Source organism: Paenibacillus sp. cl141a (assembly GCF_900109305.1).
Lineage (GTDB): Bacteria > Bacillota > Bacilli > Paenibacillales > Paenibacillaceae > Paenibacillus_AQ > Paenibacillus_AQ lautus_A.
In genome coordinates, this window is sequence record NZ_FNZO01000009.1 from 49,486 (window position 1) to 75,160 (window position 25,675).

Below are 25,675 nucleotides of genomic sequence, written 5' to 3' on the forward strand. Positions count from 1 at the left end.
CTCTCTCACCGGCTCTCTCCTCCCTTCGGATGTCCAAGCATATCCCACACCTGATCTTTGCCCGGTTTGCCCAGCAGCTGGTATTCGCTGCCCTCAATCGCGTCGTCGAACTGACATACGGGCCGGAAAGAACAGAACGTGCAGGCGGTCTCCTGCTGTATCCGGTACGGTTTAATCGCGACATCGCCCCCTGTGATGCGGGAGCCGATGTTCAGCATGTTCTCCCGCACGGCGGACAACAGGGTCTCCCACTGGTCAGGCGTTGCCACGGCCGCGCTGCTGTAGAAGCTGCCGTCCGTTTTGACGGCGACGGGCAGGATGGCAGAGTGCCCTTTTTCAAGGAACGAATCCATGAGGGACACCGCTTCGAGGTCTGCCAGGAGCAGGCCTTTCATTTTGTAGCGCTTGAGCAGCTCCTCCGCCGCCTGCTCCGGCGTCATGCCGTTGGCGGACTGCAATACCGGATCATGCACATGAAAGTACAAGGTTCCCGCAGGCAGGGCCTGCTCGCCCAGCCATTCCTCCGCAAACGTCAGCAGCACGTCCAGATAGGTCAGCATCTGCAGGGATAGGCCGTAATAGACCTCATGCAGCCGCAGATCCTTCTGGCTCGATTTATAATCAATGACTCGAAGCATGATGCCATGCTCGCCTCGAGCCATGTCGACCCGGTCTATGCGCCCGACAATCTCCATCTTGGTCCCGTTCGGCAATTCGAACGCCAGGGGCGGCAGCGGCTTTCCGGGACCGAAATCAAGTTCAAGGCCGATCGGCTCGAATTTGCCGCGCCTCGCCTGCTCTCCCAATATGACCGACGCTCTGCCCACGATGTTTTTAAGCTTTCGCGAAATATAGCCGTACCGCTTGGAGCTGAGCAGGATTTCACCCTGCAGCATGGGTGCGAGCCGATCCACGGTCGCTTCCGCTTCGCGCAGGCATTCCTCGGCGGTCAGGTCTCCCCAGCTTCGATGCTGCGACTGGAACTTGACGGCCATGCTGCTCAAGGCAGCATGAAACAGCTGTCCGATGTCGGGAGCCTGAAGCCTGTACAGCTGCCGCTCTCTCAGCTTCAACCCATGGGAGGCAAAATGGGAAAACGGGCAGGCAACAAAGCGCTCCATCCGGGATACGCTTGTCCGCAGCTTCGTTCCGTACAACTGTCTGCTGGTTTCCAGCTTGAGCGGCCTGGCTTCATTCCGGTAAGACAAGGAGGAGAGCATGGTCGTGAGGCGGGGCCGCAAACCCGGCTGCTCCGCATACCAGTTGTAAACATGCCACCACAAATCCGGGATCTCCTCCCCATTCCTCCAGTCGCGAAGCCGGCCCGCTAAATAAGCAAGCGTCTTGTCCGGACGGACCGCATAACCCTCCTGCTCAAGGGCCGATTGCCCGGCATGCGGTCTTGGAAACAAAGGCTCCTCTTCCAGCTGGAACATCAGCTTCAGATGCCGCACCACCTCGGATGGCAGTAACGGCTTGCCTTCATCATCCGCTGCAGGGTAGCTGACCCACAGCTGTTTGCTGGCCGAAGTCAGCGCATTATAGATCAGAAACCGTTCATCCAGCAGTCTTCGGGATATGCTCGGGGCAAGCTCCAGCCCGCGGTCTTCAAGCTGAACCCGTTCCGGCTCCGTCAGGATGCCGTCATCCTGGAACTGGGCCGGGAGCACGCCGTCGTTAATGCCGAGAAGGAAAGCATATTTCACCCCGCCCGTCCGCGTCCGGTCCATGCTGCCGATGAGCACCTGGTCCAGAGACGGAGGCACAAGAGCCATTTTCATTTCCGTAAGTCCCGTACCCAGCACGCCGGTAAACAATTCGGTGCTTAGCTTCTCCGCGCCCATCATCTCGACGATTTGGTCGAGCAGGCCGAGCACGGCCCCCCATACCTGGCGATGTTCCCGGGCTTCCTCAGGACGCCCGGCATCCAGTGCAGCCCGGCTTAACAGCTCCAGCTTCTCCGGCACAGCGCACTCCTCCAGCAGCCGATAGACAGCGGTGCTCTGATCCATCGCGCTCGCAGCCTTTTTCATCCGCTTCTCGAACGCATGCAGCGGTTCCGTTATCACCTTCCTGGCGTACTCGATCGCCGCCATGCCGTCCTGATTGCGGATCTCGCTTTCCCCTTCTTCTAAAGAAAGGCTTGGAACTCCCTTCCAGGGACGGCCGTCCGTCCAGCGCGTGCCCTGGATTCCGGAGGCCAGCACATGGTTCTCCAGATGGTCCATGTCCTCACGGGTAAGCGAACCGTCCAGCGGCAGCAGCAGATCCGTCTTCACGCAGCGGAATACGTCCTCATAACGCCACCGGCGTCCGATGACATCAAGCGCAGAGCGTACGAACTCGACCAGCGGATGGTGAAGCTCGCTCCGCTTCTGATCGAGAAAATAAGGAACGCCGTATTCCCTGAACAAAGGACCCATCAGATGCTCATAGTCCCCCATATTCCGGACAAAAACAGCCATTTCGCGGTATCTTGCCCCTTCCTCCTGTGCCAGCCGCAGCATTTCGCGCAGAGCTCCTTCGATTTCGGCCCGGCGATGGCTGGCAGCGTGTAAAAGCAGACCTTTCCACCCGCGGTTTGGACTGCTCGCTGTGTCCGGGCCTTCATCCGGTTCCACCCAGCGTCTCTTCCGATCATAACCGCGCTCGAGATGGGCAAGCATGGGAGATGCCTGAAACCGCGGCAGAACATCGGGATGAAGAATGCGGTGCTCCGCCTCCAGCCCGATCTCATCGATAATCCCTTTGAGCTTTATGTACGTCACCGCAGTAGGATGAAAGAGATCCAGCTCATGCGGAACCGTCCCGTTCCGGTAAGACTTGTCCAGCGTCAGCGCGATCGTCACTCGCTTGGCATGTGCGATGATCTCCCGCAGCACCCGGTACTCCTGCGGCGTAAAGCCGTGGAAGCCGTCGATCCAGATGTCGGCACGCTTGATATATTCCGATTCGGCCACACCCTCAGCCAATGAGACCAGCGTGTCTTCCTCATCCATGTAAAACCGTGAAATTTCAAGCTCGAAATCGCGAAAGACCGTTACGATGTCCTCCAGCTTCCGCCGCAGCATCGGTGAATTCCCAGAGCCCGATACCATCTGTCCCAGCTGCTCCTCCACGCATGAGGCGTCAATGCAATAGCGCTTCATTTCCGTGTACAACTCGCTCAGCTTGCCGACAAAGCCATGCTGCTCTCCCGAGGCGCCGAACATGTGGAGCTCTTCCTTGCGCCTCCGCAGAATTTTATACAGCAGCATCCGCTTGCCTTCCTCGCTGATCGCCACTTTCGCGGCTCCGCCGGTTTCCTGCATGACGCGGTAAGCCAGACGGCGGAAGCTAAGCACCTGTGCGCGCATCATTCCGCGAATGCCTCCCGCATTGACGAGCGCGTGCTCCGCTTCATAGGACCCTTGCTCCGGAACGATCAGGATCATCGGATCCCCCTTGGGATTATGCTCCAACCGTTCGATCATCTCTTGGCGGATCGACGTGCTCTTGCCGCTGCCCGACCTGCCGATAACAAATTGAACGCTCATGCTATGCCTCCTTTACATCTTGCCGAAAGAGACTCTTTCACCTTCAAAACCAGCTGCTGATCCGGTGAAATCATGCCCTTTGAATCTAGCAGTTCAAGATCAAAAATGTATGTCAAATCTTGCGTGATGGTTCGACTCTATCAAAAAAGATGCTGATTACTAGTATAACATAAGTCCTGATTGGTGGAACATACGTTTGGATTTAATTCCCATTCCCAACGATTTCGGACATATGAAAAAGGACCCTGCCATCGTGGTTATCCACCATTGCAAGATCCTCTACATGAACCGCCAAACCGGGATGTCTACAGTTTTGATTTGCTGCGCACTTCAAAGACGGCGAATTTCAAATAATGTCCCTCGTCGACCCCAAGAATTTGCGGATGGTCCTTGCCGGCCGCACGCCATTCCACCAATCTCAGAATTTTGCCGGCATCCTTCGCCGCATCCTGGATCGTCTCCAGGAACAAATCCGGCCGCATATGGTACGAGCAGCTTGCCGTAACCAGATATCCGCCCTCGTTGACCAGCTTCATGCCGTGAAGGTTGATGTCCTTGTACCCGCGGCAAGCTCCCTTGACGGCCGACCTGGTTTTGGCAAACGCCGGCGGGTCCAGAATGACCACGTCCCAGGATCGCCCCCCGCCCGCGGTCAACGGTTTCGAGGTATCCACTTTTGGGTCCCCTTGGGCACGCTGCTCGCGCTCTTCCAAACCCTTTACCTGGCTGCGCAAATATTGGAAGGCGTCATCCACCACAAATTCCACGCGATCCTGGAATCCGTTCAATTCCACGTTCTCTTTGGCACTTTCGATGGCATGCTCCGATATGTCCAGGCAGGTGACTTTCTTGGCGCCGTATTTGCATGCATGCAGTGTGAAGCTGCCCGTATGCGAAAAGCATTCCAGCACCGTTGCGCCGTCCCAATACGGGAACATAACTTCTTTTCCGCTTTTGTTTACCGGCAGGGTTTTCTTCTCACCGTCCCGCTCCACGGCCTGAAGCGTAATCCCGCTGCGGCTTCCCCAACCGGTCATTAACGGTTTGATGGATGCCCGATTCTCCCGCTGATCAAAGAAATATCCGGTCTTCTGACCCTCTTCGATATCCACTTTGATCTTCAAGCCGTTCTCCGTCACGACGACGTGGCGGGGACACTCCCCGTAAAGAGTTCCCTTGCGCTGTTCCAGCCCTTCCAGTTCCCGGATGGAAACGTCGCTGCGCTCGTAAATTCCTCTCGGCTGTACCACTTCGACAAGCGCGTCCACGATGTCCGCACGGCATCGGTCCATGCCCAGCGTCAGTAGCTGCACGACCAGCACGTCGGCAAAACGGTCCACGATCAGCCCCGGCAGAAAATCAGCCTCGCCGTATACCAGCCGGTAGGCGTTCTCGTCTCCGATAAACCGCTCCCGGTGTTTCAGGCATTCCTGAAATCTGGCGGCGAAAAAAGCCTTGTCCATCGCCTCGACCGGTTCATACGAAACGGTGCGCACGGTGATTTGCGATTGCGGATTGTAATACCCGGAGGCAAGAAAACGGCCTTGGTGATTGAACACCGATACGATATCGCCCGGCTCGGGCTCGCCCTCGACAGAAGCAATCTCGCTTTTATACACCCAAGGGTGCCCCTGCTCCAGTCTCTTTTTTCGACTGCGCTCCAAAATAACCGATGGCACTGTATTTCACTCCTTAAAGTAATCCCCTGGTTTATTGCAATAGGCATGCATGTCCGCCAAGGGTCATATACGTAATTAAGAAAAACATCGACCGACGTGCTTTCACAGTTACCCGACCGCGTGAAGAGATCGTTTTCTTGCGATGACCGATGACTTTCGGCTTTGCTGGAAACTCCGCTCCCACCTTATTTTACAAAAAGGAGAACATCATGCTATCCACGCTCTGGTTTCCCGTCTGTTATGGTCTTGTCCTGTTTCTGTTCGGCATGAAGGTCATGGAGGTCGCCCTTCAGCGCTGGGCCGGACCGCTCTTGCATAAATGGCTCCACAAAGCGACATCCACGCCCCTGAAAGGCATGATTGCCAGCACGGCGGTCACGGCCCTGCTGCAGAGCAGCACCGCCGTAACCGTGCTGGCGATAGGCTTTGCCAATGCCGGATTGTTAAGCCTGTCCGGTACCTTGGGTGTTATTCTCGGCACGAACATCGGCACGACGGTAACCACCGAACTCATCAGCCTGCAGATCGGACAAGCCGCCATGCCTCTGCTTGTCCTCTCCCTGATGCTGTGGGTCGGAGCCGTTCTGGTCAGCGAGCGCGTACCTGCGAGTCACGACAAGTTAAAAAACCAGTTGATCCGCAGCCAATTTTTATGCCTTGCTGTCGCCGGATTTTCGCTGGTGCTGCTCGCGATACAAATCATGCAATCCATTGGGCCGACCCTTCAAAGCCTCGGGTTGTTCCAATGGTTCCTTGACCACGCCTCGCAAAGCGTCCTCTGGGGCATTGCAGCCGGTGCGATCCTGACGGCTTTGATGCACAGCAGCGCCGCCGTCATCGCCATGGCTATGGGGCTCGCCGCCAGCGGAGCGCTGCCTCCCGAGATCGGCGTCGCGATCGTGCTGGGCTCCAATGTCGGCACCTGCGTGACGGCGCTCATCGCAGCGATTGGCAGCAGCCGCGCCGGACGATTCGTGGCTTGGTCCCATTTGGGGCTTAATATCGGCGGAGTCCTGCTCTTCATTCCGTTCACAGCGGGGTTAACCGCCGTATCCGGCTGGTTAGCCGCAGATCCGGCCGGGCAAATCGCCCATGCGCAAACCCTGTTTAACATCGTATGCTCGCTGATCGCGCTTCCTCTATGCTATCTGCCTTTCTGGAACAAGCGATTGCCGTCCTAAAATTTCATATCTTCATCCGCCGGAATAGCGACTTCAAGCAGCATCAGCGCTTTGCGCAGGATGATATCGTTGTTATTATACCCGTTGCTCCGCTGCTTCCTCCATGCGGCAAGAGGCTCGAACCAGTCCACCCCGTTGATTTCCTCGATTTGGGGTTTTAGGATGCCTCCTACTGCCTTAACCAGGTAGTAGTGAACTTCCTTGTCGACCTGGCCGAATTCGGGATGATGGTATTTATATGCAATAATGTCCACTGGAGAAGTGATGGATCCGACAATACCTGTCTCCTCGCGTATTTCTCGGAGAGCCGTCTGCTCGACGGTTTCACCGGCTTCCATCTTGCCTTTGGGAAGCGAGGTTTTTCCATAACGGTCCAAGATGAGCTGGATCTGAAGCGCCCCTTCATGATAACGGTATACAACGCCGCCCGCGGAAATTTGTGTATATGCCATGTCCTGTTCCTCCTTCATGTACAACAAGGACTCCACTTCCGGTAGCCAGGAAATGAAATCCTTGTCTGGTATGGCCGCTATGGAATATTACTGGGCAGCTGCCTTTAATCCATGATCCATGACGCTCAGGAGTTCGCCCTCGCATTCATTTACACCGGCTTTGGTTACTTTTACGCGGCACAGCTTGCCTTCGAGATCAGGCGATCCGTTGAATACAAGCTGCAGGTAGTTGTCGCTGTAACCCTGCATTTTTCCGCCTTTCGGAGCACCCTTGTATTCGCGCTCCGGTATCACGTCCAGAATCTGGCCCACGAAACGCTCGGCATAAGCAAGCTGAAGCTGCTCCGACAAGTCGATCAGATCGTGCACACGCGCATTCTTCACTTCCTCGTCCACCTGATCCTCCATTCGTGCCGCCGGCGTGCCGGTACGCTTCGAATACGGGAATACATGCATTTCCGAGAATTGAATTGCCTTCATCAGGTCATATCCGTTCCGGAACATCTCATCCGTTTCGCCAGGGAAGCCGACGATGACGTCCGTCGTAATGCCCACATCGGGCATCGCTTGACGAATCAGGCCCATCTTGTTATAGAATTCTTCCGTCGTATATTTACGGCGCATCCGTTTCAGTACCGTATCATCCCCCGCTTGGAGCGGAATGTGAAGATGGCGGCACATTTTACTGGATCGGTTCAGCACGTCCAGCATCTTCTCATCGATCTGGCTTGCTTCAATGGAGCTGATGCGGATCCGTTCCAAACCGTCAACCCGGTCAAGGTCCCACAGCAAATCGGACAATCTGTAATCCTCGAGATCATCCCCATATCCGCCGGTGTGGATACCGGTCAGCACGATTTCCTTATAGCCCGCTCCGACCAGCTGATGCGCCTGCTTGATGATGCTCTTCGGATCACGGCTTCGCGACAAACCGCGGGACCAAGGGATGATGCAGAACGTGCAGAAGTTGTTGCATCCGTCCTGAATTTTCAGAAATGCGCGAGTACGTTCTGCGAAATCCGGTACGTCCATTTCCTCGAATACCCGGGTTTTCATGATATTACGCACGGCGTTAATCGGCTGGCGCGTCTTTTCGATGTCATGAATGAAGTCCATGATTTTCTCGCGATCCTGGTTCCCGATGACGAGATCCACGCCCGGAATATCCAGAATTTCCGCTGGCGAGGTTTGGGCATAACAGCCCGTTACGGCCACGATCGCCTCGGGATTTCGGCGAACCGCGCGCCGGATCATCTGGCGGCTCTTCTTATCCCCTGTGTTGGTAACGTGGCAGGTGTTAATCAAATAAACATCTGCGGTTTGTTCGAAGTCCACCTGGTCGTAGCCTTCATTCTTGAAGTATTGCCAGATGGCCTCGGTATCGTAAAAATTGACTTTGCAACCCAACGTATAAAACGCTACGGATGGCATGTTCAAACGCCCCCCATTTCTCCAGATTCGTATAGTGCGCAGGCCAGCGCCGTCATGCCGGCGGTTTCGCAGCGAAGGATCCGCCTTCCGAGTCCCACGGCTACGGCTCCCGCAGCTTCGGCCGCTCGGCATTCCTCTTCCGTAAAGCCGCCCTCGGGCCCAACGACCAGCAGCAAGCTGGCAGGCTTGGCCGATTCACGCAGCGCCTGCTCTGCAAAAGGCTTCATCACGTCCCTCAGCTGGGACCCCTGCTCTTTTTCATAACAAAAATATACGGCATCATAGCCGGAAAACGCTGCAAGCAGATTTTTCCACGTCAGAGGCTGTTCAACCGACGGAATCCGGTTGCGATGCGCCTGTTCAGCCGCCTCCTTCGCGATTTTGCGCCAGCGCTCCAGCCGCTTTCCTTCCTTTTTGGCATCGTATTGAACGATCGTTCTTTCCGACAGGAAGGGAACAAAGGACACCGCGCCGATCTCGGTGCACTTTTGGATGACGGTCTCCATCTTGTCGCCTTTCGGCAAACTCTGGGCAATGCTCACTTGCAGACGCGGTTCCTGCGACATCTCCATGGGTTCAATCACGACGGCAAGCACGCTGCCTGCATCGATGCGTTCAATCTCCATCAAGGCCTCGCGGGATACCCCGTCGCTCACGATCAATTTATCGCCAAGCCTGCCACGCATGACCTTGGCAATATGACGGGCATCGTCGCCCGTAATCTCAACACGATCTCCCTCGAATTGCGCGGGAGCCACAAAATATCGCTGCATCTCTATCCTCACCTAACTCAAAAATCGCCAAACCCCATCATACAACTTTTCGCGCAAACTGACCAGAGTAAATCAGAGCCGGTAACCGCCGGTCATCATAATGAACATGTCCAAAAATTTGGAAGACAGCGCATGTGCCGCATCGTACAGGGGGTTGATCGTATAATCCTGGAACACAGGCAACAGTATGATCAACAGGAAGAAAAGGATCGACCATTGCTCAAACTTCTGAATCCTCGCGCTAAGACGCGGCGGCAGCGCATTCTCTAGAATCCGGTAGCCGTCGAGCGGAGGCAATGGAACCAGATTGAACAGGCATAGAAAGAAATTGAGCAATATAAAGATATTAAAGAACAAATGCACCGCTTGATCCGTCTTGGTTAATCCGACAGGAGGAATCACTCCTGTTTGATACAGAACGGCATAAATGAGCGCCCCCAGTATCCCCAGCAGAAGGTTGCTCAGCGGACCGACCGCCGCCACGATGATGCTCATGCGGCGCGGGTTGCTGAAGTTCTCCCGGTTGACCGGTACGGGGCGTGCCCAGCCAAAACCTGCAATCAGCAGGAGAAGAATCCCCAGAAAATCGAAATGCACCGCCGGATTGAGCGTGACCCTGCCCAGCAGCTTGGCCGTCGGGTCTCCGAATTTATTGGCAAAATAGGCATGCGAGAACTCATGCACGGTAAATGCAATAATTAAAGCAATCAAGTAAAAAGGAAGCTGCTCCAACGGGTAAAATAGCAGTTGGTCCAAAAAATCCATAATCAGTTCTTCCTCGCCACGAATGCAACCCAATCATCCTCGCGGCAAATATCCGCAATTTCAAAACCGGAAGCAATCAAAGCCTTCTCCACGATCTCTTCCTTGTTCTTGTAAATGCCCGAAGCGATATAAGCGCCTCCCGGCTGAAGAGCCTGGTATACGTCGTCCACGAACAGCAGAATAACCTCGGCCAAGATGTTGGCCACCACGATTTGTACCGGCAGTCTCACGCCTAGATCCGAGTCATCGGACGAATCCGTGAGTACGGAGAGCAGATCGCTCTCCTTTACCGTAATCCGGTCTTCCAGGCCGTTCAGGCGGGTGTTCTCCGTCGCGCTGGATACCGCGACCGGATCCAGGTCGAGAGCCAGAATTCGTGAAGCGCCCAGATGCGCTGCGCCGATGGAGAGAATGCCTGAGCCAGTCCCGACATCGATGACTTCCTCTCCGCCCTTGATCACCATCTCCAATGTACGCAAGCATAACGAAGTCGTCGGATGCGTTCCTGTGCCGAAGGCCATGCCCGGGTCCAGCTCGATGATGGACTCGTGCTCGGATTCCGGGGTGTACTCTTCCCACGTCGGTTTGATGGTCAGCCTGTCGGAAACGCGGATCGGTTTGAAATACTGCTTCCAGGCCGTAGCCCAATCATTCTCGTCCACCGTCTTCATATCATACTGAACTTCGCCGGTTTCGATACCGAATTCCTTCAGCTCGTTGACGCGCGGCGTTATTTCATCGAGGATCGCTTCCAGCGTCACCGTTTCGTCGAAGTAACCTTTGATGACGGCCTGGCCTTCAGGAATATCGTTAAACGGAACGATCTCGTCAAACCACTGTCCCAGAGAGGTGTCCCGCTTTTTGTTCGTAGTACCGGACTCCTCGATCGAAACGCCTCCGGCTCCCGCTTCATGCAGGAAATTCGTAATCATCTCCACGGCTTCCTCCGTGGTATGTATCGTTAATTCACGCCATAACATGTGCAATTGTTCCTCCTCATTCATACGTAAGTATCATTGTACTATATTGAGGACCCCGGATACAAAGTTTGCACTAAAATACCATGATAACTTTTCAAAGACATTCATCAAACTCAAAAAAGCCCTGCTGCACCTCCATTAAAAGAAGGCAAGCGGGCTTTTCCACATTCCACATCGGTAGCGATTAATCTACATTTTTGCTGGTTTCATCCAAAATTATCTTCAATTGGCGTTCATCCGCTGCCTCGCTTCGGCGCAGCGCTTCCACATCATCGTGATCGGCTTCCATCGCCGAAAACTCAACATCCTCCGCCTTGGCGGACTGCAGCGCAATCATCTTCTCGGTTTTGCTCGAGATCTTCCCTTTTTTTACGCGTCTCATCATGGGTGTTATTCTCCTTTCCGATATCAACACTCAGAGCGGTGACTGGAACCTTAAATCATGCCGCCGGATTCTTCGATTAACCGCATGGCTTGCGGGAAGACGTTTTCGTCCAGCACAACCGTCAGCAAAATATCCCGGCCTTCGGTTCCATCCTCGCCGCCGGTGCTCATCCCGCTGGCCGATGGGTCCGCAGCTCCGAGAATTCCGGCCCCCGGCCCTGAAATATCCGCATTTAAGGTCATCGTTGTTAAGCTTGCGATGTTGCCTGTCAATGGATTCATCGGATTGTTGAGCTCCCCGCCGGGATCGGCGCTAAAACGGTCGATGGACATATCGGCAACGCGCAGCGACTGCAATTTGCGGGCCGCATGCCGGGCTTCTTCCGGACTTTTGAAATAGGCCAAAATGTTTTTCTCTGCCACTTCATTCACCTGCATTTCCTATTCAAGATTGCATCTTCCGAGATGGAACTATCCTAGGTTGCTTCATTGTCAAACCTTTTATTCTTGAGCGATACGAACCTGTTAAGCAGCGGGACATCCCTGCTGCTTCTTCTGCCACAAACCAAAAAGCAGCAGGCCAAAGGTAGGGAAACCTTTAGAGCCTGCTGCTTTTTGTTATTTTGCTATGCTATGAGGGAATTACCCCTATCGTGAATTAATCTCCGCGGAAAGCTTTTTTTACACGGTCAAAAAAAGACTGTTCCTGTTCATGGGTCTGTTCGCCATCAAGCGAAGCGAATTGACGAAGCAGCTCTTTCTGTTCATCGCTGAGCTTGCTAGGCGTAATGACCACAACCTTGACATGCTGGTCACCCTGTCCCATGCCGCGCAGCCGTGGCACCCCTTTGCCTTTCAAGCGGAAGAACGTCCCCGTCTGCGTGCCGGCCGGAATCTTCAGCTTCACTTTCTCGGTGAGCGTCGGAATCTCGATCTCGTCGCCAAGCGCGGCTTGGGCAAAGGTAAGCGGCACTTCGCAATAAATGTCGTCCCCTTCGCGTTCAAAGAAGTCATGCGGCTTCACGCGGATTACGATATACAGGTCGCCGGCCGGACCGCCGCGGAATCCGCCTTCGCCTTCGCCCGTCATGCGCAGCTGAGCTCCGTCATCCACGCCTGCAGGCACACGAACATGAATCTTGCGCTGTTTCTTCACCTTGCCGTTGCCGTTACAAGTCGAGCAGCGGTCTTTGATGATCTTCCCGGTTCCGTTACAGTTCGAGCAGGCGCGGCGGTTCACCATACGTCCAAACGGCGTATTTTGCACGACCTCCTGCTGCCCGCTTCCGTTACACACCGAGCAGGTATGCGGCTGCGTGCCCGGCTTCGCTCCTGAGCCGTGACATGTATCGCATGTCTCCGTTCTCGGAATGGTAATGTCCGTTTCCTTGCCGAATACGGCTTCCTTGAATTCAACCGTCATCGTGTATTGCAGATCGTTCCCCCGCTGAGGCGCGTTCGGATCACGGCGTCCATTGCCGCCAAAGAACATATCGAATATATCTCCAAAACCGCCGAAATCACCGGAGAAACCGCCTCCGCCCATGCCTTGGTTCGGATCTATATGACCGTACTGGTCATAACGCGCACGCTTCTGACCATCGCTCAATACATCGTAAGCCTCTTTCACTTCCTTGAATTTGGCTTCCGCGTCCGCCGCTTTGTTCACGTCCGGATGATACTGGCGGGCCATTTTGCGGTACGCCTTCTTGATCTCATCGTCCGATGCATCCTTGCCGACACCGAGCACCTCATAATAATCACGCTTATCAGCCACGGTTTCACCCCAATCTCTTTATTACTCTTTACATAAGGAAAGCCAAAGTGCGAAGATGCGCAGCTTTGACCTTCCCATACAATCTATTCAGATTAACCTTTGTTTTTATCTTCGTCAACAACCTCGTAATCTGCATCCACGACGTTGTCTTTCTTAGGAGCGCCGGACTCGGCACCTTCAGCACCTTGTTGTTCTTGTGCCGCTTGCTCATACAGCTTCACGGACAGCTGCTGTACGATTTGAGTAAGCTCCTCTACCGAAGCGTTAATCTCTTCCAGGTTATCGGATTCAAGCGCCTTCTTCACTTTGTCTTTCGCTTCGTTTGCTTTTTCCACTTCGGAAGCATCGACTTTGTCGCCCAGGTCCTTGAGTGTTTTCTCGGTCGTGTACACGAGTTGGTCGGCATTGTTGCGAGCCTCCACCAGCTCTTTGCGTTTACGGTCTTCTTCGGCATGAAGCTCAGCGTCTTTCATCATTTGTTCAACTTCAGCGTCGCTCAGGCCGCTGGAGGACGTGATGGTGATCTTCTGGCTCTTGCCGGTGCCTTTATCCGTTGCCGACACGTTTACGATCCCGTTGGCATCGATATCGAAGGTAACTTCGATTTGCGGAACGCCGCGCGGTGCAGGAGGAATGTCTCCGAGCATGAAGCGTCCAAGCGTTTTGTTGCCGGCTGCCATTTCGCGCTCGCCTTGCAGCACGTGAATTTCCACGCTCGGCTGGTTATCCGCATAAGTGGAGAACACTTGGGATTTGCTTGTAGGAATCGTCGTGTTGCGGTCGATCATTTTGGTGAATACGCCGCCTGCGGTTTCGATACCGAGGGACAGCGGGGTCACGTCGAGCAATACGACGTCTTTAACGTCACCAGTCAATACGCCGGCTTGAACCGCTGCTCCAAGCGCAACCACTTCGTCCGGGTTAACGCCTTTATGAGGCTCTTTGCCCGTCAATTTTTTGATCGCTTCCTGTACGGCAGGAATACGAGTGGAACCGCCGACAAGGACGATTTTATGAATATCGTTCGCTGTCAAACCTGCATCGCTGAGCGCTTGACGAGTCGGTCCAAGCGTGCGCTCTACAAGGGAAGCGGACAATTCTTCGAATTTAGCGCGAGTCAGGTTGATCTCAAGGTGCTGAGGAACGCCGTCTGCAACCGTGATAAACGGCAGCGAGATTGTTGTTGTCAGTACGCCGGACAATTCCTTTTTCGCTTTTTCCGCTGCGTCTTTCAGACGTTGAACGGCTGCTTTGTCTTTGCTCAGATCGATGCCTTGCTCTTTCTTGAATTCGGCTACCAGATAGTCGATGATCACTTGGTCGAAGTCGTCGCCGCCCAGTTGGTTGTCCCCGCTGGTCGCTTTTACTTCGAAGAAGCCGTCGCCCAGTTCCAGAATGGAAACATCGAATGTACCGCCGCCAAGGTCATATACCAGGATGGTTTGGTCTTCGGATTTCTCCATGCCGTAAGCCAATGCCGCAGCCGTCGGCTCGTTGACGATACGCAGAACTTCAAGACCTGCGATTTTGCCGGCATCCTTGGTCGCCTGACGCTGGCTGTCATTAAAGTATGCGGGAACCGTAATAACCGCTTGGGTTACAGGCTGGCCCAGGTATGCTTCCGCATCGGATTTCAGCTTCTGCAGAATGATGGCGGAAATTTCTTGCGGCGTGTAGTCTTTGCCGTCGATGGATTCTTTGTGATTCGTGCCCATATGGCGCTTAATGGAAATGATGGTGCGATCCGGGTTGGTGATCGCTTGGCGTTTGGCCGTATCCCCAACGATGCGCTCGCCGTCTTTCTTAAATCCGACAACCGACGGGGTTGTGCGGGCACCCTCCGGATTCGGGATAACTACCGCTTCCCCACCCTCCATGACGGCTACGCAGGAGTTGGTTGTTCCTAAGTCGATACCAATAACTTTGCTCATGTAAAATTTTCCTCCTTATTCATTCATGCGAATCCCCGCATGACATTCATCATTTTTATATGATAAACGACTATCGAAAGTCGTTTACATGCTCACTTTAACCATGGCAGGTCTCAATACTTTATCTTTTAACATGTACCCTTTCTGCACTTCCTCAACCACGATGCCTTCCTCGTACTCATCGCTCTCCACCTGCATGATCGCTTGGTGGTACTCCGGATTGAACGGCTCGCCCACACTCTTCATTGCGCTCAAGCCTTCGGTAGCAAGAACGGATTCCAATTGACGGAAGATCATGCTGACGCCCTTGGAGAAGGATTCAAATTCCGGGTTCTCCTCGGATGCCTGGAGGGCACGCTCAAAGTTGTCGATGACGGGCAGAAGCTCCGTAATCAGCTTGGAGGAAGCATATTTGCCCAGATCCTCTTTTTCCTTCTGCGTGCGGCGGCGGAAATTATCGAAATCCGCCTGTACCCGCAGGGTACGCTGCTGCTGCTCCTGCAGCTCGGCCTGAAGCTTCTCAAGCTCGGCCGAACCTGCGGCTTCATCAGCCGATTCCGTTACGGGAATCTCCTGCTCGGGATTCACGGCCTCCTCCGAAGACCCGCTCTCATCCGTGTTTGGCGTGTTTTCCAAAGTTTCATCGATCGTTTCTTCTGTAACTGTATCTTGAACGGCATCCTTGTGCTCATTATTCAAGACGCCTTCACCTCCTTCATATTCTAAACCAGACGGTCTATAACTCATCTATCATAGCGTTATTCGCCTATTTCCTTCATCTTGATCACATGATGAATCCGCAGCACGGCAGCCGCAACCTCGCCGGCTGCCCGCAGGCCGTGAAGTTTGACCGGGGCCGGATCCAGCACGCCCAGCTCTTCATAGTCGACAACCCGCCCACTGTCGCAGTCAATGCCCATGCAGTCGGAGTCGGCTCGGATTTGTGCGGCTCGGACCTCCTCCATCTTCTCAAGCGGATTATAACCGGCGTTCAGAAGAATCTGCGACATCGGCTTTCGCAGCGCGGCGGAAACTGCCTCCATGCCGAAGGCTTCCATGCCTTTCTGGGCTTCCCGGATTCGTTCCAGCTCATAAGACACGGCCAGTTCGCTTGTCCCGCCGCCTGGAAGCACCCCGCCCGATACGGCAGCCTGCAGTGCCGAAGCGGCATCGCCCGCAATCCTAGCGGCCTCCCCTACCACTTCCGAAGTGCTTGCCCCGACGATCACCGTCACAATGCGGTCCTTGCTGCCGCAGGACAGGCGGATTTTTTCGATGCCTTCATCATAAGCGACGCGCGGGGTATGACCCAGAAGGGCCGCAAGCTCTTTCGAGTCTTTATGTAACGCCTTGCGGCGTATCGGTGTAGCTCCCGTCATGTCGCTTACCTTGCGGAGATCCGCACGCGATACGCGCGGTACCACCATCATCCCGTGATCCAGGCAAAACTGCTCCGCATCCGGATGAATGCCCTTTTCGAGGAGGATGAGTTTTACGGATAGTTCGGACAATCTGTCCAAATCCGACGCGAACACTTTTCGCAGATCCATATACTGCGCAAATCCGGCTTCGGTTGTAAGCGCCTCTTCGTCGATGTCGTCGGGCTCCAGGGAATCATACAGCACCAGCACTCTGGCATCGTCGTATGACTTGGACTCCCTGGCGAAGATCGGCCGCTGCCGGAGCAGAACCCCCTCGAACACTTCATTCTCGGCATTCTCCAGGGCAATTATACTGTCTGCGAGCGAGTAGGAAGGATCTTGCAGACGGTCGATTCCGGCTTTGCGCGCGGCTTGCATAACCAGCTCCACGATGTCCTTCCGTTCACGCCCGGCGACATGCACCGTCCGTTCCAGCAGCGGATCATCCAATCCGCCGATCAGCCGGACACGCTTCGACAAGAGCTGCATCGACTTCTCGATTCCCTGGCGCAGGCCCTCAACCACCTTGGAAGCGGGCACCCCGCGCGTGATGCGGGATACCCCTTCCTGCACGAGGGCGCCCGCAAGCACGGTTGCCGTTGTGGTACCGTCGCCGATTTTCTCCTGCTGCGCCCGAGCCACCTGAATCAGAAGGCGCGCGGCGGGATGGGTGACATCCATTTTGTCCAGAATCGTCACTCCGTCATTGGTGATGACCACTTCGCCGCGCGGGCCAACCAGCATGACGTCGAGCCCCTTGGGGCCAAGCGTGCCTTCTACGGCGGACGTAACTGCGCGGACGGCATTGCTGTTGTTCAGCAGCGTGGAATAGCGCTCGTCTCCGTCCACTTGGCTATGTTGTCCTTGGCTCATCTGTCTCACTCCTTTATTTGTACCAGTGTGACAGCAGCTTCGTCAGGTCATGGGATAACACATTCAAGATGCCGATCACCCGTGCATATTCCATTCTTGTAGGACCGAGAATGCCGATCGAACCAAGCGCTTTGCCGTCGATCGAATACGTCGCAGTGATCAAACTGCAGTTCGAAATGGCCTCATGCGTATTCTCCGTGCCGATCTTCACTTGGACACCATGCTCCCCGGGAGCAGGTGCCATGAGTTTCATCAGTGCGGGAGTCTGCTCCAGAAGCTCGAATATTTCCCTTACCTTATCAACATCCTTGAACTCCGGCTGGTTCAGCATGTGGGTCGTGCCGCTCAGATATACCCCCCGGTGATCCGGTTCGTTGTTGAGAGCGATATCCAGCATACTCATCAGATCCTCATAATGTGAAATATGCCGCTGCATTTCCTCGGCAATTTCCGAATACAAACGAGTCTTGAGTTTATATAGAGGCACATTGACCAGCTTCTTGTTCAGAAGATTTACCACTTGCTCCAGTTCCGTTACGGACACGCCCTGCGGAATCGAAACAACCTTGTTCTCGACTTGCCCTGTGCTGGTAACGATGATGGCCACCGCTTGATCCTCATGGAGAGGAAGAATCTGGAAATGGCGCAAAGACGTATGAAAAACTTCCGGTCCCAGCAGGATGGAAGTGTAATTAGTCATTTGAGACAGAATGCCGGCTGTATGCTGTATCATCTGCTCCATCACGTTCAGCTTTTCTGCAAAAAATGATTTCATCATATGCAGTTCCGCAGGGTTCAAGGAAAACGACGACGTGAGATGATCAACATAATATCGATATCCTTTATGCGACGGTATTCGTCCGGCTGAAGTATGGGGCTGCTCCAGAAACCCGAGCTCCTCCAGATCAGCCATCTCGTTACGAATGGTTGCCGGGCTGTAGCCGACGTCCCCTCGCTTGGAAATGCTTCTTGAACCAACCGGCTCGGCAGAACGGATATAGTCATCCACAATGGCATTCAAAATCATGCGCTGACGATCTGTTAACATGTCGCTTCCCTCCTTGCTGACTGCTCATTTTCGCTTTCGTTAGCACTCATCGTCATCGAGTGCTAACCGATATAACAAAAATACCAAACCGACCTGAGGATTGTCAAGTCAGTTCAGTACTTTAAGAACAGCTATTTCGTCACAAGCATGCTGCTTCTTGCAGTGGATGCAGTCGGTCCATACCTTCTCCGGAAAAATCTCCTTCTCTACGACGGCAAAGCCGTTTTTGATGAAAAAGGATACCTCATACGTCAAGGCCATCACTTTCGGAAGCTCGCGGCGTTTCGCTTCTTCCAGAAGGGTATCCACCAGCATGGAGCCGATGCCTTGCCCTTTATATCCTTCCGAGATGCCGAGCGAACGGATCTCGACCAAATCGCTTCCCAGCTGACACAATGAACCGCAGCCAATGACGTGCCCTTCGGATTCAGCTACAACGAATTCTCCGATTTGTTTCTCCAGCACTTTTTTGGACCGGGGGAGCATAATCCCCTTCTCGGCATAACCCTGAATCATCTGATACAGCGGCTCGACATCCTCTAACTTTGCTTTTCTGCATACCGCCGACATGTTGTCCGTCTCCCCTTTACACGCTCCGTCATGTTATGAATAAATATACAACAGAGCGCATATAAGTTCAATAGATTAATTTGTCGTCAGGCTTCCTATGAATTCGCCAAACACATCGTTGCCAAACAAAATGCCTTTGCTGCTCAGCTTATACCCGTCTTCGGTGGCATCGAGTAGGCCCGCGCCTACCATTTTATTCAGCGGACCGGCAAAAACCTCCTCCATGGAGATCCCGAACTGCTCCCGAAACCGGCTGCGCGAGACGCCGTCCAGCACGCGGAGCCCGACCATCAGGAAATCCTCCATCGCTTCTTCCCTTGATATCTCAAAGCTCTCCAATCTGGGAAGGCCTTTATTGGCTGCCTCATTATAGGGATTGACCCCTTTGATGTTCACATGGCGCTGACGGCCGACATATCCGTGCGCTCCCGCGCCAAGGCCGTAATAATCTTCGTTCCGCCAATACGTCATATTATGCCGGCTCTCGAAGCCTGGTTTCGCAAAATTGCTGATTTCGTACTGTTTATATCCGGCAGCCTTCATCCGTTCCATTAAAAGAAGGTACATATTCAGCTCGTCCTCCTCGTCCGGAAGCGGAAGCTGGTTTCGCTGGTACATCGTATGGAACAGCGTATTCTCTTCAACCTTCAGGCTGTAGATTGAATAATGCGGCAGTTCGAGCTCCAATGCCTTATCCACGCTTTCCGCAAGCATGTCCAAAGTTTGATTGGGGAGACCGAACATCAGATCGATGGACATGTTGTCAAAGCCTGCTTTTCTGGCGTTATCGAGACTCCGGTATACGTCATCCGTATCGTGAATTCTGCCGATGCCGGTCAGCAATGTGTTCTGGAAGGCCTGTACCCCGAAGCTGATCCGGTTCACCCCGCCTTGGCGCATGACGGACAGCTTCTCCAGATCCGTGGTGCCGGGATTCGCCTCCATTGAAAATTCGATGTTATCGGACCATTCCGGAAAATGGCGCTTTACGCTCTGCAAAAAGTATTCCATTTCGTTCGGCTTCAGCACGGTTGGAGTCCCGCCGCCTACAAAGATGCTTTTGATTCGTCCCGGCGGATTAGCCTGAACGGTCAGCTCCATTTCCTTATCCAGCGCTCGCAGATAATCCATTACCGGCTGATCCTTTAACACGTAGGAATTGAAGTCGCAGTAAAAACATTTATTGGTACAGAACGGAATGTGGATGTACACCGCTTCCGTCCGTTGATCGTTTGCCGTCATTCTTCTCTTGCCCCCTCATATACCGCTCTGGCATGACTTACTTTAAGTAACTCTTGAAAGTTCCTTCTCTACTATAACGCTATGCCTCTTGGAATGAAAGAAAGGAAAGCCGTGAATCGGCTTTCCCATCATTTACATCGTAAAGGCTATACACGCTAGGAGCGGCTCTTTAACTCAAAGCCTTCCCCTGCATTGGTTCCTATTACTTGTCGTCGATTTTCAGAACGGCCATGAAGGCTTCCTGCGGCACTTCGACACTGCCCACCTGCTTCATCCGTTTCTTACCTTCCTTCTGCTTCTCCAGAAGTTTCCGTTTACGGGAGATGTCGCCGCCGTAACATTTGGCAAGCACGTTCTTGCGCATCGCTTTAACCGTTTCGCGGGCCACAACCTTGGTACCGACCGATGCCTGAATCGGCACCTCGAACATTTGGCGAGGAATCAGCTCGCGCAGCTTCTCGCAAATCGCCCGGCCGCGGTGGTAGGCGCGGTCCTTGTGCACGATAAAGGACAGGGCATCCACCTGCTCGGCATTAAGCAGAATGTCCATTTTGACCAGATTGGACCGGCGGTATCCGGACAGCTCATAATCGAATGAAGCATATCCTTTGGTGCTCGATTTCAACTGATCGAAGAAATCGTACACGATTTCCGACAGCGGAATTTCATAGGTAATGGTGACGCGCGTCGTGTCCAGGTATTCCATGTTGACGAATTCGCCGCGTTTGTTTTGGCAAAGCTCCATGATCGCTCCGACATAATCATTCGGCACGATAATGGCTGCTTTAACATAAGGCTCTTCGACATAATCGACCTTGCCGACCTCGGGATAATGGGAAGGGTTATCGATTTGAATCTGCTCTCCGTTCGTCTGCGTGATGCGGTAAATCACGCTCGGCGCGGTCGTAATCAGCGGTATGTTAAACTCGCGTTCGATCCGCTCCTGAATGACGTCCATGTGAAGGAGGCCCAGGAATCCGCAGCGGAAGCCGAATCCGAGCGCGCTGGACGTCTCCGGCTCAAAGCTGAGCGATGCATCGTTCAGCTGCAGCTTCTCGAGCGCCTCGCGCAGATCGTTGTAGTCCGATGTCTCGATTGGATACAATCCGCAGAACACCATCGGATTGATTTTGCGGTAACCCGGGAGCGGCTCGGCCGTCGGACGCTTGGCATCCGTTACCGTATCCCCGACCTGCGTATCGCCAACGCTCTTGATGCCCGCCACGATGAAACCGACATCGCCGACGTTAAGCTCGTCCACGATGGACATGCGCGGCTTAAAGGCACCCACCTCGATCACCTCGAAGGTTTTGCCGGTGGCCATCATCTTGATCTTGGAGCCGGCCTTGATGCTGCCGTCAATGACGCGAACATATACGATAACGCCCTTGTAAGGATCATAATGGGAGTCGAAAATCAGCGCTTTCAGCGGTTCTTCGGAATTACCCGTTGGCGCAGGCACTTTCTGAACCACCTGCTCCAGGATTTCCTTGATTCCGATGCCCGCTTTCGCGGAAGCCAAAACGGCATCGCTGGCATCGAGCCCGATGACATCCTCGACCTCCTGCTTCACCCGTTCGGGATCGGCGCTCGGCAGGTCGATTTTGTTAATGACAGGCAAAATTTCAAGATTGTTATCCAATGCCAGATATACGTTGGCCAATGTCTGCGCTTCGATTCCCTGCGCGGCATCGACAACGAGCAGCGCGCCTTCGCAAGCGGCCAGGCTTCGGGATACCTCATACGTGAAGTCGACGTGTCCCGGAGTATCGATCAGGTTCAATATATACTCCTCGCCGTCATCGGCTTTGTAATTCAGGCGAACCGCCTGCAGCTTGATGGTAATTCCGCGCTCTCGCTCCAGATCCATCTGATCCAGTACCTGCTCCTGCATTTCACGCGAAGTTAATGCGCCCGTAAATTCCAAAATACGGTCGGCAAGCGTCGATTTCCCATGGTCTATATGTGCAATGATACAGAAATTGCGAATTTTTTGTTGTCTTACTTGTACGTCTGTCATGCCTAACCCCCAACAACCACCAGATGTTTGAATCAACTTATTATACCAGTTGAGGGGATGCACAGCAATGCTGAGAATAAAGGCGAAATTTATTCCGTGATCGATCCGAACATCGACACGACCCAGCGGATGCTTTGGTCGGAGAGCTGCTGAAGCAGTCCGGCCGTTTTGTCGGCTAGCACATCGGCAGGCGGTTGGGAGCGTTCGGGGAGCAGGATGTCGCTGGGCGACGGCTCGTATTCGGGCACTGCCGTCTTGCGGGCGTCCGGTTCCTGGTCGACGGATTCAGGGGCGGGAGGATGCTTGCGCGTCCCTCCCCATCCATTCCCCTGGGCCGTTCCGCCTTGCGGATCCTGAACATGGCCTTGCACCACGGTCTGCGTTCCCCCGGTACCGTCGGCAGGCACTGGCCCTTTGGCCCCTCCAAGCTGCATGCCGACCAATATGCCGATGCCTGTCCATATGATAAGCGCCACAAACCGTTTTCCCAATCTCGACATCATAAGCCCCTCCTTGATTTACCCCTTCATTCCTGCTCCGTTCATGACCCTTTCCTTCAACCTTCAACCTGCTTTGGACGCTTTATCCTACGCGCCTTTTTCGCTGCCGTCCTTGGCTGCTGAAGCCGACTGCTTCTTCGCTGGATCACTCTCTTTTTTCACACTGGCCTTCTCGGCTTCTTGTTCCTGCCAGTAAACTTCGGCGATGATGTCGGCCAGCGCTTCTGCCGTTCGCTGCAATTCTTCCTTCGTATTGTCGATGCCGCCGATTTCGATCAGGATGCTGTTCGGGGACAAGGATTGGTTGTACTCTCCGTTCCCTTGGTCCGCCGATTTGCCCCACACGCCCCGGGAAACGCCGGGATAGGACTTCTCCAGCTTGGCATTGATTTTGCTTGCAAACGCCTCGTTCTGTCTCCAGTTCTCGTTCGCATGTCCGATGATAAAGTACACCTTGGCGTAATTGACGCCGTTTACGGCAGCCGTCGTTTTGTTGTAGCGCTGCGAATCCCGGTGGATATCGATCAGATAGTTGATGCCGTCGTTCTGGGACATGGCCTCCACGACCATCTGGCGCGAGTATTTATAAGAATAGTTATAGTTATATCCTTCAACGATAGATTGATAGTCGCTCTTGTCGTGAAGGGTGCCGATTCCGTTGGCTTCAAGCCTTTTGCTCAGGAAGCTGCCCACCAGCATGACGTTCTTGGTCGGTGATACCGCCCCCGGATTATCGGATGGATGCGAGAGCAGCGGGTTATAGGCTTCCTGCGGGTGGGAATGGTAGATGAGCACGGATTTCTTCCCGTTCGTTGTCTTTCCGTCCTTGGAGGTGCTTCCGGGTTCATTCTTGCTGCCGGGCTCGTCCTTCGCGCCCTGATCCGGAGCATCCTCGCCCTTTCCTTCATTGCCGCTGTTCCCTTGTTCGCCTTGCGTCGGCTCTTCCCTGGTCTCCGCGGGCTCTCCCTCCGCCTGCTCTTCTGCCGGATCCGGCCGGTAATCGGCCGGCGCCTCGCCATCCTCGTTACCGGAGCCGTGCGACAGCTGAACCGGTTGATTAGCCTTCATGCCAGGAAGCTCTCCCGCAAGGAGGCTCTTCGGATCCTTCGGGTTTACGCTCGTCAGGAGCTCAAAGACGAACGTGGACATTTTCTCGCCGGAGAAGCTCGAGGTCTCTTTGGAAGCCGTCATATGCGGCATCTCCATGCCGATCATATCGATGAAAAAATGGCTGGATAACGAAGCGGCCAATCCTTTCATCGATGACACGGGCGAGGAATTCATCCGCTGTTCCGCCATTCCCCCGAGCCCTAGCAAAATAAAAAATATAAGAGAGCCTAGCATCAGTATAACTAACGTACGTCCCATGCTCAGACCTTCCATGACCTTCCGTTTCATTCTGGCGATATTCCAGATGCGAAACTTGCGATTGTTCATAGCGATGTCCTCCTCGGTTCGACGGGAGATGCCGACCTCATTCAGCCGTTCCCGCGACTCTGTAATCTCTTATACTTCAAATCTATGAACCGGGGAGATTCGATAGAACTAGATCCTGGAAAAATATAAAAGCTCCGATAGATTCGGAGCTTTTACTATGGGTCAGTGGGTATACGCGCCTACATTGCCTGGATCCACGGCTTCATGGAGCGCCGCGTTCAGGCCGGTCGCCACGATGTTGGCGATATCTTCTATAAATTCGTCAATTTCCTTAGGCGTTACGATAAGGTCATGGCCCAGCGGCTCCAGAACCTCCTTCACCAGGGCGAGGCGCTCGCCTTCGGGGATATCGTGCAGCATCCCCATAATCTTGCCCGTTTCCGGCGCGCCTTCCCCAAAGTGGGATTTCATCAGCTCAATCGCATTATTGACGATGGTGGAAGCGTAGCAGACGGTCGGAACGCCGATCGCAATGCAAGGGACTCCAAGAATCTCCTGAGTCAGTCCCTTCCGCTTGTTGCCAACGCCGGAGCCGGGATGGATGCCGATATCCGCGATCTGAATGGTCGTATTCACCCGCTCCAGCGAACGCGAAGCCAGTGCGTCGATGGCGATGATCAACTCGGGGCGCGTTTGTTCCACGATGCCTTGGACCGTTTCGCTCGACTCAATCCCCGTCAGGCCGAGCACACCAGGTGCCACAGCGCTTACTTGGCGATAGCCCGGGGCCACCCGATCCGGCATGAGCTCGAAATACTGGCGGGTCACCATCACGTTCTCCACCACCAGCGGTCCCAGCGAATCCGGCGTCACGTTCCAGTTGCCGAGCCCGACAATAAGCACGCTTGCCTTGGGTCCAATCCCGATTCGGGACATGAACGCTTCAAACTCGCGGGCGAAGACAACGGACACCTGATCCTGAAGCCCCGTATCGCCCTTGCGAAGATCGGGAACCTCCAACGTGACGTAATGCCCCTTCACCCTTCCGATCTGCTGAGAGGCGGCATCATTCTCCACATCCAGCCTTGTAATCTTGATTCCGTCCTCCTGCACCACATCCTCCATAACCCCGGGAATGGGCGCGCTTCCTGTACCTCCAGCCAGTTCTCTTGATTCCACGGCCAGATCCGTTCGGACCGAGTATTTTTGCAGATCCAGATCCATCTAAATTCACACTCCTCCTCATATTGTTAGTAGTGTGCGAGAGTATGGGAGAGATTATGCAGAAGTCCGAATGAGTATTGCTTTTTGTCCACCCCCATGCTAAAATATTTTAAGTTGTGAATCATTTCGCTCTATTGAAATGCCTTACAGGAGGTGAATGTAATGCCAAACATCAAATCCGCGATTAAACGTGTAAAGACAAATGACAAACGCCACGCGCTTAACATTTCTCAAAAATCCGCGCTTCGCACAGCTGTTAAAACTGCTGACGTAGCGTTGAACGGTACAGAAATCGAAGCTGCTAAAGTAGCTTTCCAAGCTGCTTCCAAGAAGCTTGATAAAGCCGTAACGAAGGGCCTGATCCATAAGAACGCAGCTGCCCGCAAGAAATCCCGTCTGGCGAAAAGACTAAACGCTCTTACATCCCAAGCGTAAGAAACGTTTGTTGAATACGACATGGAAAAAGCCCTGAACAGTTCACGCTGCTCAGGGCTTTTTGTGATTAGAAAAA

The 25,675-nt window shown here is 54.0% G+C and carries 22 protein-coding genes; 2 read left to right on the forward strand and 20 right to left on the reverse strand.

What is annotated here, in order from left to right; all coding sequences use genetic code 11:
• Positions 1-5: 5 nt before the first annotated feature.
• Complete coding sequence (addB, locus tag BMX45_RS22000) at positions 6-3,536, reverse strand: helicase-exonuclease AddAB subunit AddB (RefSeq protein ID WP_090911849.1); 3,531 nt, start codon at positions 3,534-3,536, stop codon at positions 6-8.
• A 305-nt stretch (positions 3,537-3,841) separates the two neighbouring features.
• The gene (locus BMX45_RS22005; protein WP_090911851.1) at positions 3,842-5,215 is read right to left on the reverse strand and encodes a class I SAM-dependent rRNA methyltransferase; all 1,374 of its coding nucleotides are present in this window, start codon (positions 5,213-5,215) and stop codon (positions 3,842-3,844) included.
• Between the two features lie 209 nt (positions 5,216-5,424).
• Between BMX45_RS22005 and BMX45_RS22010 the strand changes: the two genes are divergently transcribed.
• A complete protein-coding gene (locus BMX45_RS22010) occupies positions 5,425-6,396 on the forward strand; it encodes a Na/Pi cotransporter family protein (protein ID WP_090911853.1) in 972 nt (323 codons plus the stop codon).
• Here the strand turns inward: BMX45_RS22010 and BMX45_RS22015 are convergent.
• The 18 genes from BMX45_RS22015 to gpr all read right to left on the reverse strand — a co-directional run bounded on the left by BMX45_RS22015 (position 6,393) and on the right by gpr (position 25,164).
• The gene (locus tag BMX45_RS22015) at positions 6,393-6,848 is read right to left on the reverse strand and encodes an NUDIX hydrolase (protein WP_090911855.1); all 456 of its coding nucleotides are present in this window, start codon (positions 6,846-6,848) and stop codon (positions 6,393-6,395) included. The genes BMX45_RS22010 and BMX45_RS22015 overlap by 4 nt on opposite strands.
• An 87-nt stretch (positions 6,849-6,935) precedes the next feature.
• Positions 6,936-8,279 carry a tRNA (N(6)-L-threonylcarbamoyladenosine(37)-C(2))-methylthiotransferase MtaB gene (gene mtaB, locus BMX45_RS22020; RefSeq protein ID WP_090911857.1) on the reverse strand — a complete coding sequence of 448 codons (1,344 nt, stop codon included), beginning with the start codon at positions 8,277-8,279 and terminating at the stop codon, positions 6,936-6,938.
• Positions 8,280-8,281: 2 nt separating this feature from the next.
• On the reverse strand, positions 8,282-9,052 hold the full coding sequence (locus BMX45_RS22025; RefSeq protein WP_090911859.1) for an RsmE family RNA methyltransferase: 771 nt from the start codon (positions 9,050-9,052) through the stop codon (positions 8,282-8,284).
• A gap of 72 nt (positions 9,053-9,124) precedes the next feature.
• Positions 9,125-9,817 (reverse strand): site-2 protease family protein, encoded by a 693-nt coding sequence (locus BMX45_RS22030; RefSeq protein ID WP_090911861.1) that lies wholly within the window; start codon positions 9,815-9,817, stop codon positions 9,125-9,127.
• A 2-nt stretch (positions 9,818-9,819) separates the two neighbouring features.
• A complete protein-coding gene (gene prmA, locus BMX45_RS22035) occupies positions 9,820-10,797 on the reverse strand; it encodes a 50S ribosomal protein L11 methyltransferase (protein ID WP_090911863.1) in 978 nt (325 codons plus the stop codon).
• A gap of 184 nt (positions 10,798-10,981) precedes the next feature.
• Entirely contained in the window at positions 10,982-11,182 is a 201-nt protein-coding gene (locus BMX45_RS22040; protein ID WP_090911865.1) for a YfhD family protein, read from the reverse strand.
• Between the two features lie 50 nt (positions 11,183-11,232).
• The gene (locus BMX45_RS22045) at positions 11,233-11,604 is read right to left on the reverse strand and encodes a hypothetical protein (protein WP_175495185.1); all 372 of its coding nucleotides are present in this window, start codon (positions 11,602-11,604) and stop codon (positions 11,233-11,235) included.
• A 235-nt stretch (positions 11,605-11,839) separates the two neighbouring features.
• Complete coding sequence (dnaJ, locus tag BMX45_RS22050; RefSeq protein WP_009590783.1) at positions 11,840-12,958, reverse strand: molecular chaperone DnaJ; 1,119 nt, start codon at positions 12,956-12,958, stop codon at positions 11,840-11,842.
• Positions 12,959-13,050: 92 nt separating this feature from the next.
• Positions 13,051-14,889, reverse strand: a complete 1,839-nt coding sequence (dnaK, locus tag BMX45_RS22055) for a molecular chaperone DnaK (RefSeq protein WP_009590812.1) — start codon at positions 14,887-14,889, stop codon at positions 13,051-13,053.
• Positions 14,890-14,973: 84 nt separating this feature from the next.
• Positions 14,974-15,588: a nucleotide exchange factor GrpE gene (gene grpE, locus BMX45_RS22060; RefSeq protein ID WP_090911867.1), complete on the reverse strand. Its 615-nt coding sequence runs from the start codon at positions 15,586-15,588 to the stop codon at positions 14,974-14,976.
• A 59-nt stretch (positions 15,589-15,647) separates the two neighbouring features.
• Entirely contained in the window at positions 15,648-17,183 is a 1,536-nt protein-coding gene (locus BMX45_RS22065; RefSeq protein ID WP_015734181.1) for a TCP-1/cpn60 chaperonin family protein, read from the reverse strand.
• A 13-nt stretch (positions 17,184-17,196) separates the two neighbouring features.
• Positions 17,197-18,231, reverse strand: coding sequence for a heat-inducible transcriptional repressor HrcA (gene hrcA / locus BMX45_RS22070; protein WP_090911868.1), 1,035 nt, complete (start codon positions 18,229-18,231; stop codon positions 17,197-17,199).
• Between the two features lie 108 nt (positions 18,232-18,339).
• Positions 18,340-18,801, reverse strand: coding sequence for an N-acetyltransferase (locus tag BMX45_RS22075; RefSeq protein ID WP_036666086.1), 462 nt, complete (start codon positions 18,799-18,801; stop codon positions 18,340-18,342).
• A 75-nt stretch (positions 18,802-18,876) separates the two neighbouring features.
• The gene (gene hemW, locus BMX45_RS22080) at positions 18,877-20,043 is read right to left on the reverse strand and encodes a radical SAM family heme chaperone HemW (RefSeq protein WP_090911870.1); all 1,167 of its coding nucleotides are present in this window, start codon (positions 20,041-20,043) and stop codon (positions 18,877-18,879) included.
• A 202-nt stretch (positions 20,044-20,245) separates the two neighbouring features.
• Positions 20,246-22,063 (reverse strand): translation elongation factor 4, encoded by a 1,818-nt coding sequence (lepA, locus tag BMX45_RS22085; RefSeq protein WP_015734177.1) that lies wholly within the window; start codon positions 22,061-22,063, stop codon positions 20,246-20,248.
• Positions 22,064-22,152: 89 nt separating this feature from the next.
• Complete coding sequence (locus BMX45_RS22090) at positions 22,153-22,566, reverse strand: hypothetical protein (protein ID WP_090911872.1); 414 nt, start codon at positions 22,564-22,566, stop codon at positions 22,153-22,155.
• Between the two features lie 84 nt (positions 22,567-22,650).
• Positions 22,651-24,000 carry a stage II sporulation protein P gene (locus BMX45_RS22095; protein ID WP_090911874.1) on the reverse strand — a complete coding sequence of 450 codons (1,350 nt, stop codon included), beginning with the start codon at positions 23,998-24,000 and terminating at the stop codon, positions 22,651-22,653.
• 162 nt (positions 24,001-24,162) lie between these two features.
• Positions 24,163-25,164 (reverse strand): GPR endopeptidase, encoded by a 1,002-nt coding sequence (gene gpr / locus BMX45_RS22100; RefSeq protein ID WP_015734174.1) that lies wholly within the window; start codon positions 25,162-25,164, stop codon positions 24,163-24,165.
• A gap of 162 nt (positions 25,165-25,326) precedes the next feature.
• On the opposite strand from gpr, the gene rpsT reads away from it, so the two are divergent.
• A complete protein-coding gene (gene rpsT, locus BMX45_RS22105) occupies positions 25,327-25,599 on the forward strand; it encodes a 30S ribosomal protein S20 (protein ID WP_009590780.1) in 273 nt (90 codons plus the stop codon).
• The last annotated feature ends 76 nt before the right edge of the window (positions 25,600-25,675 follow it).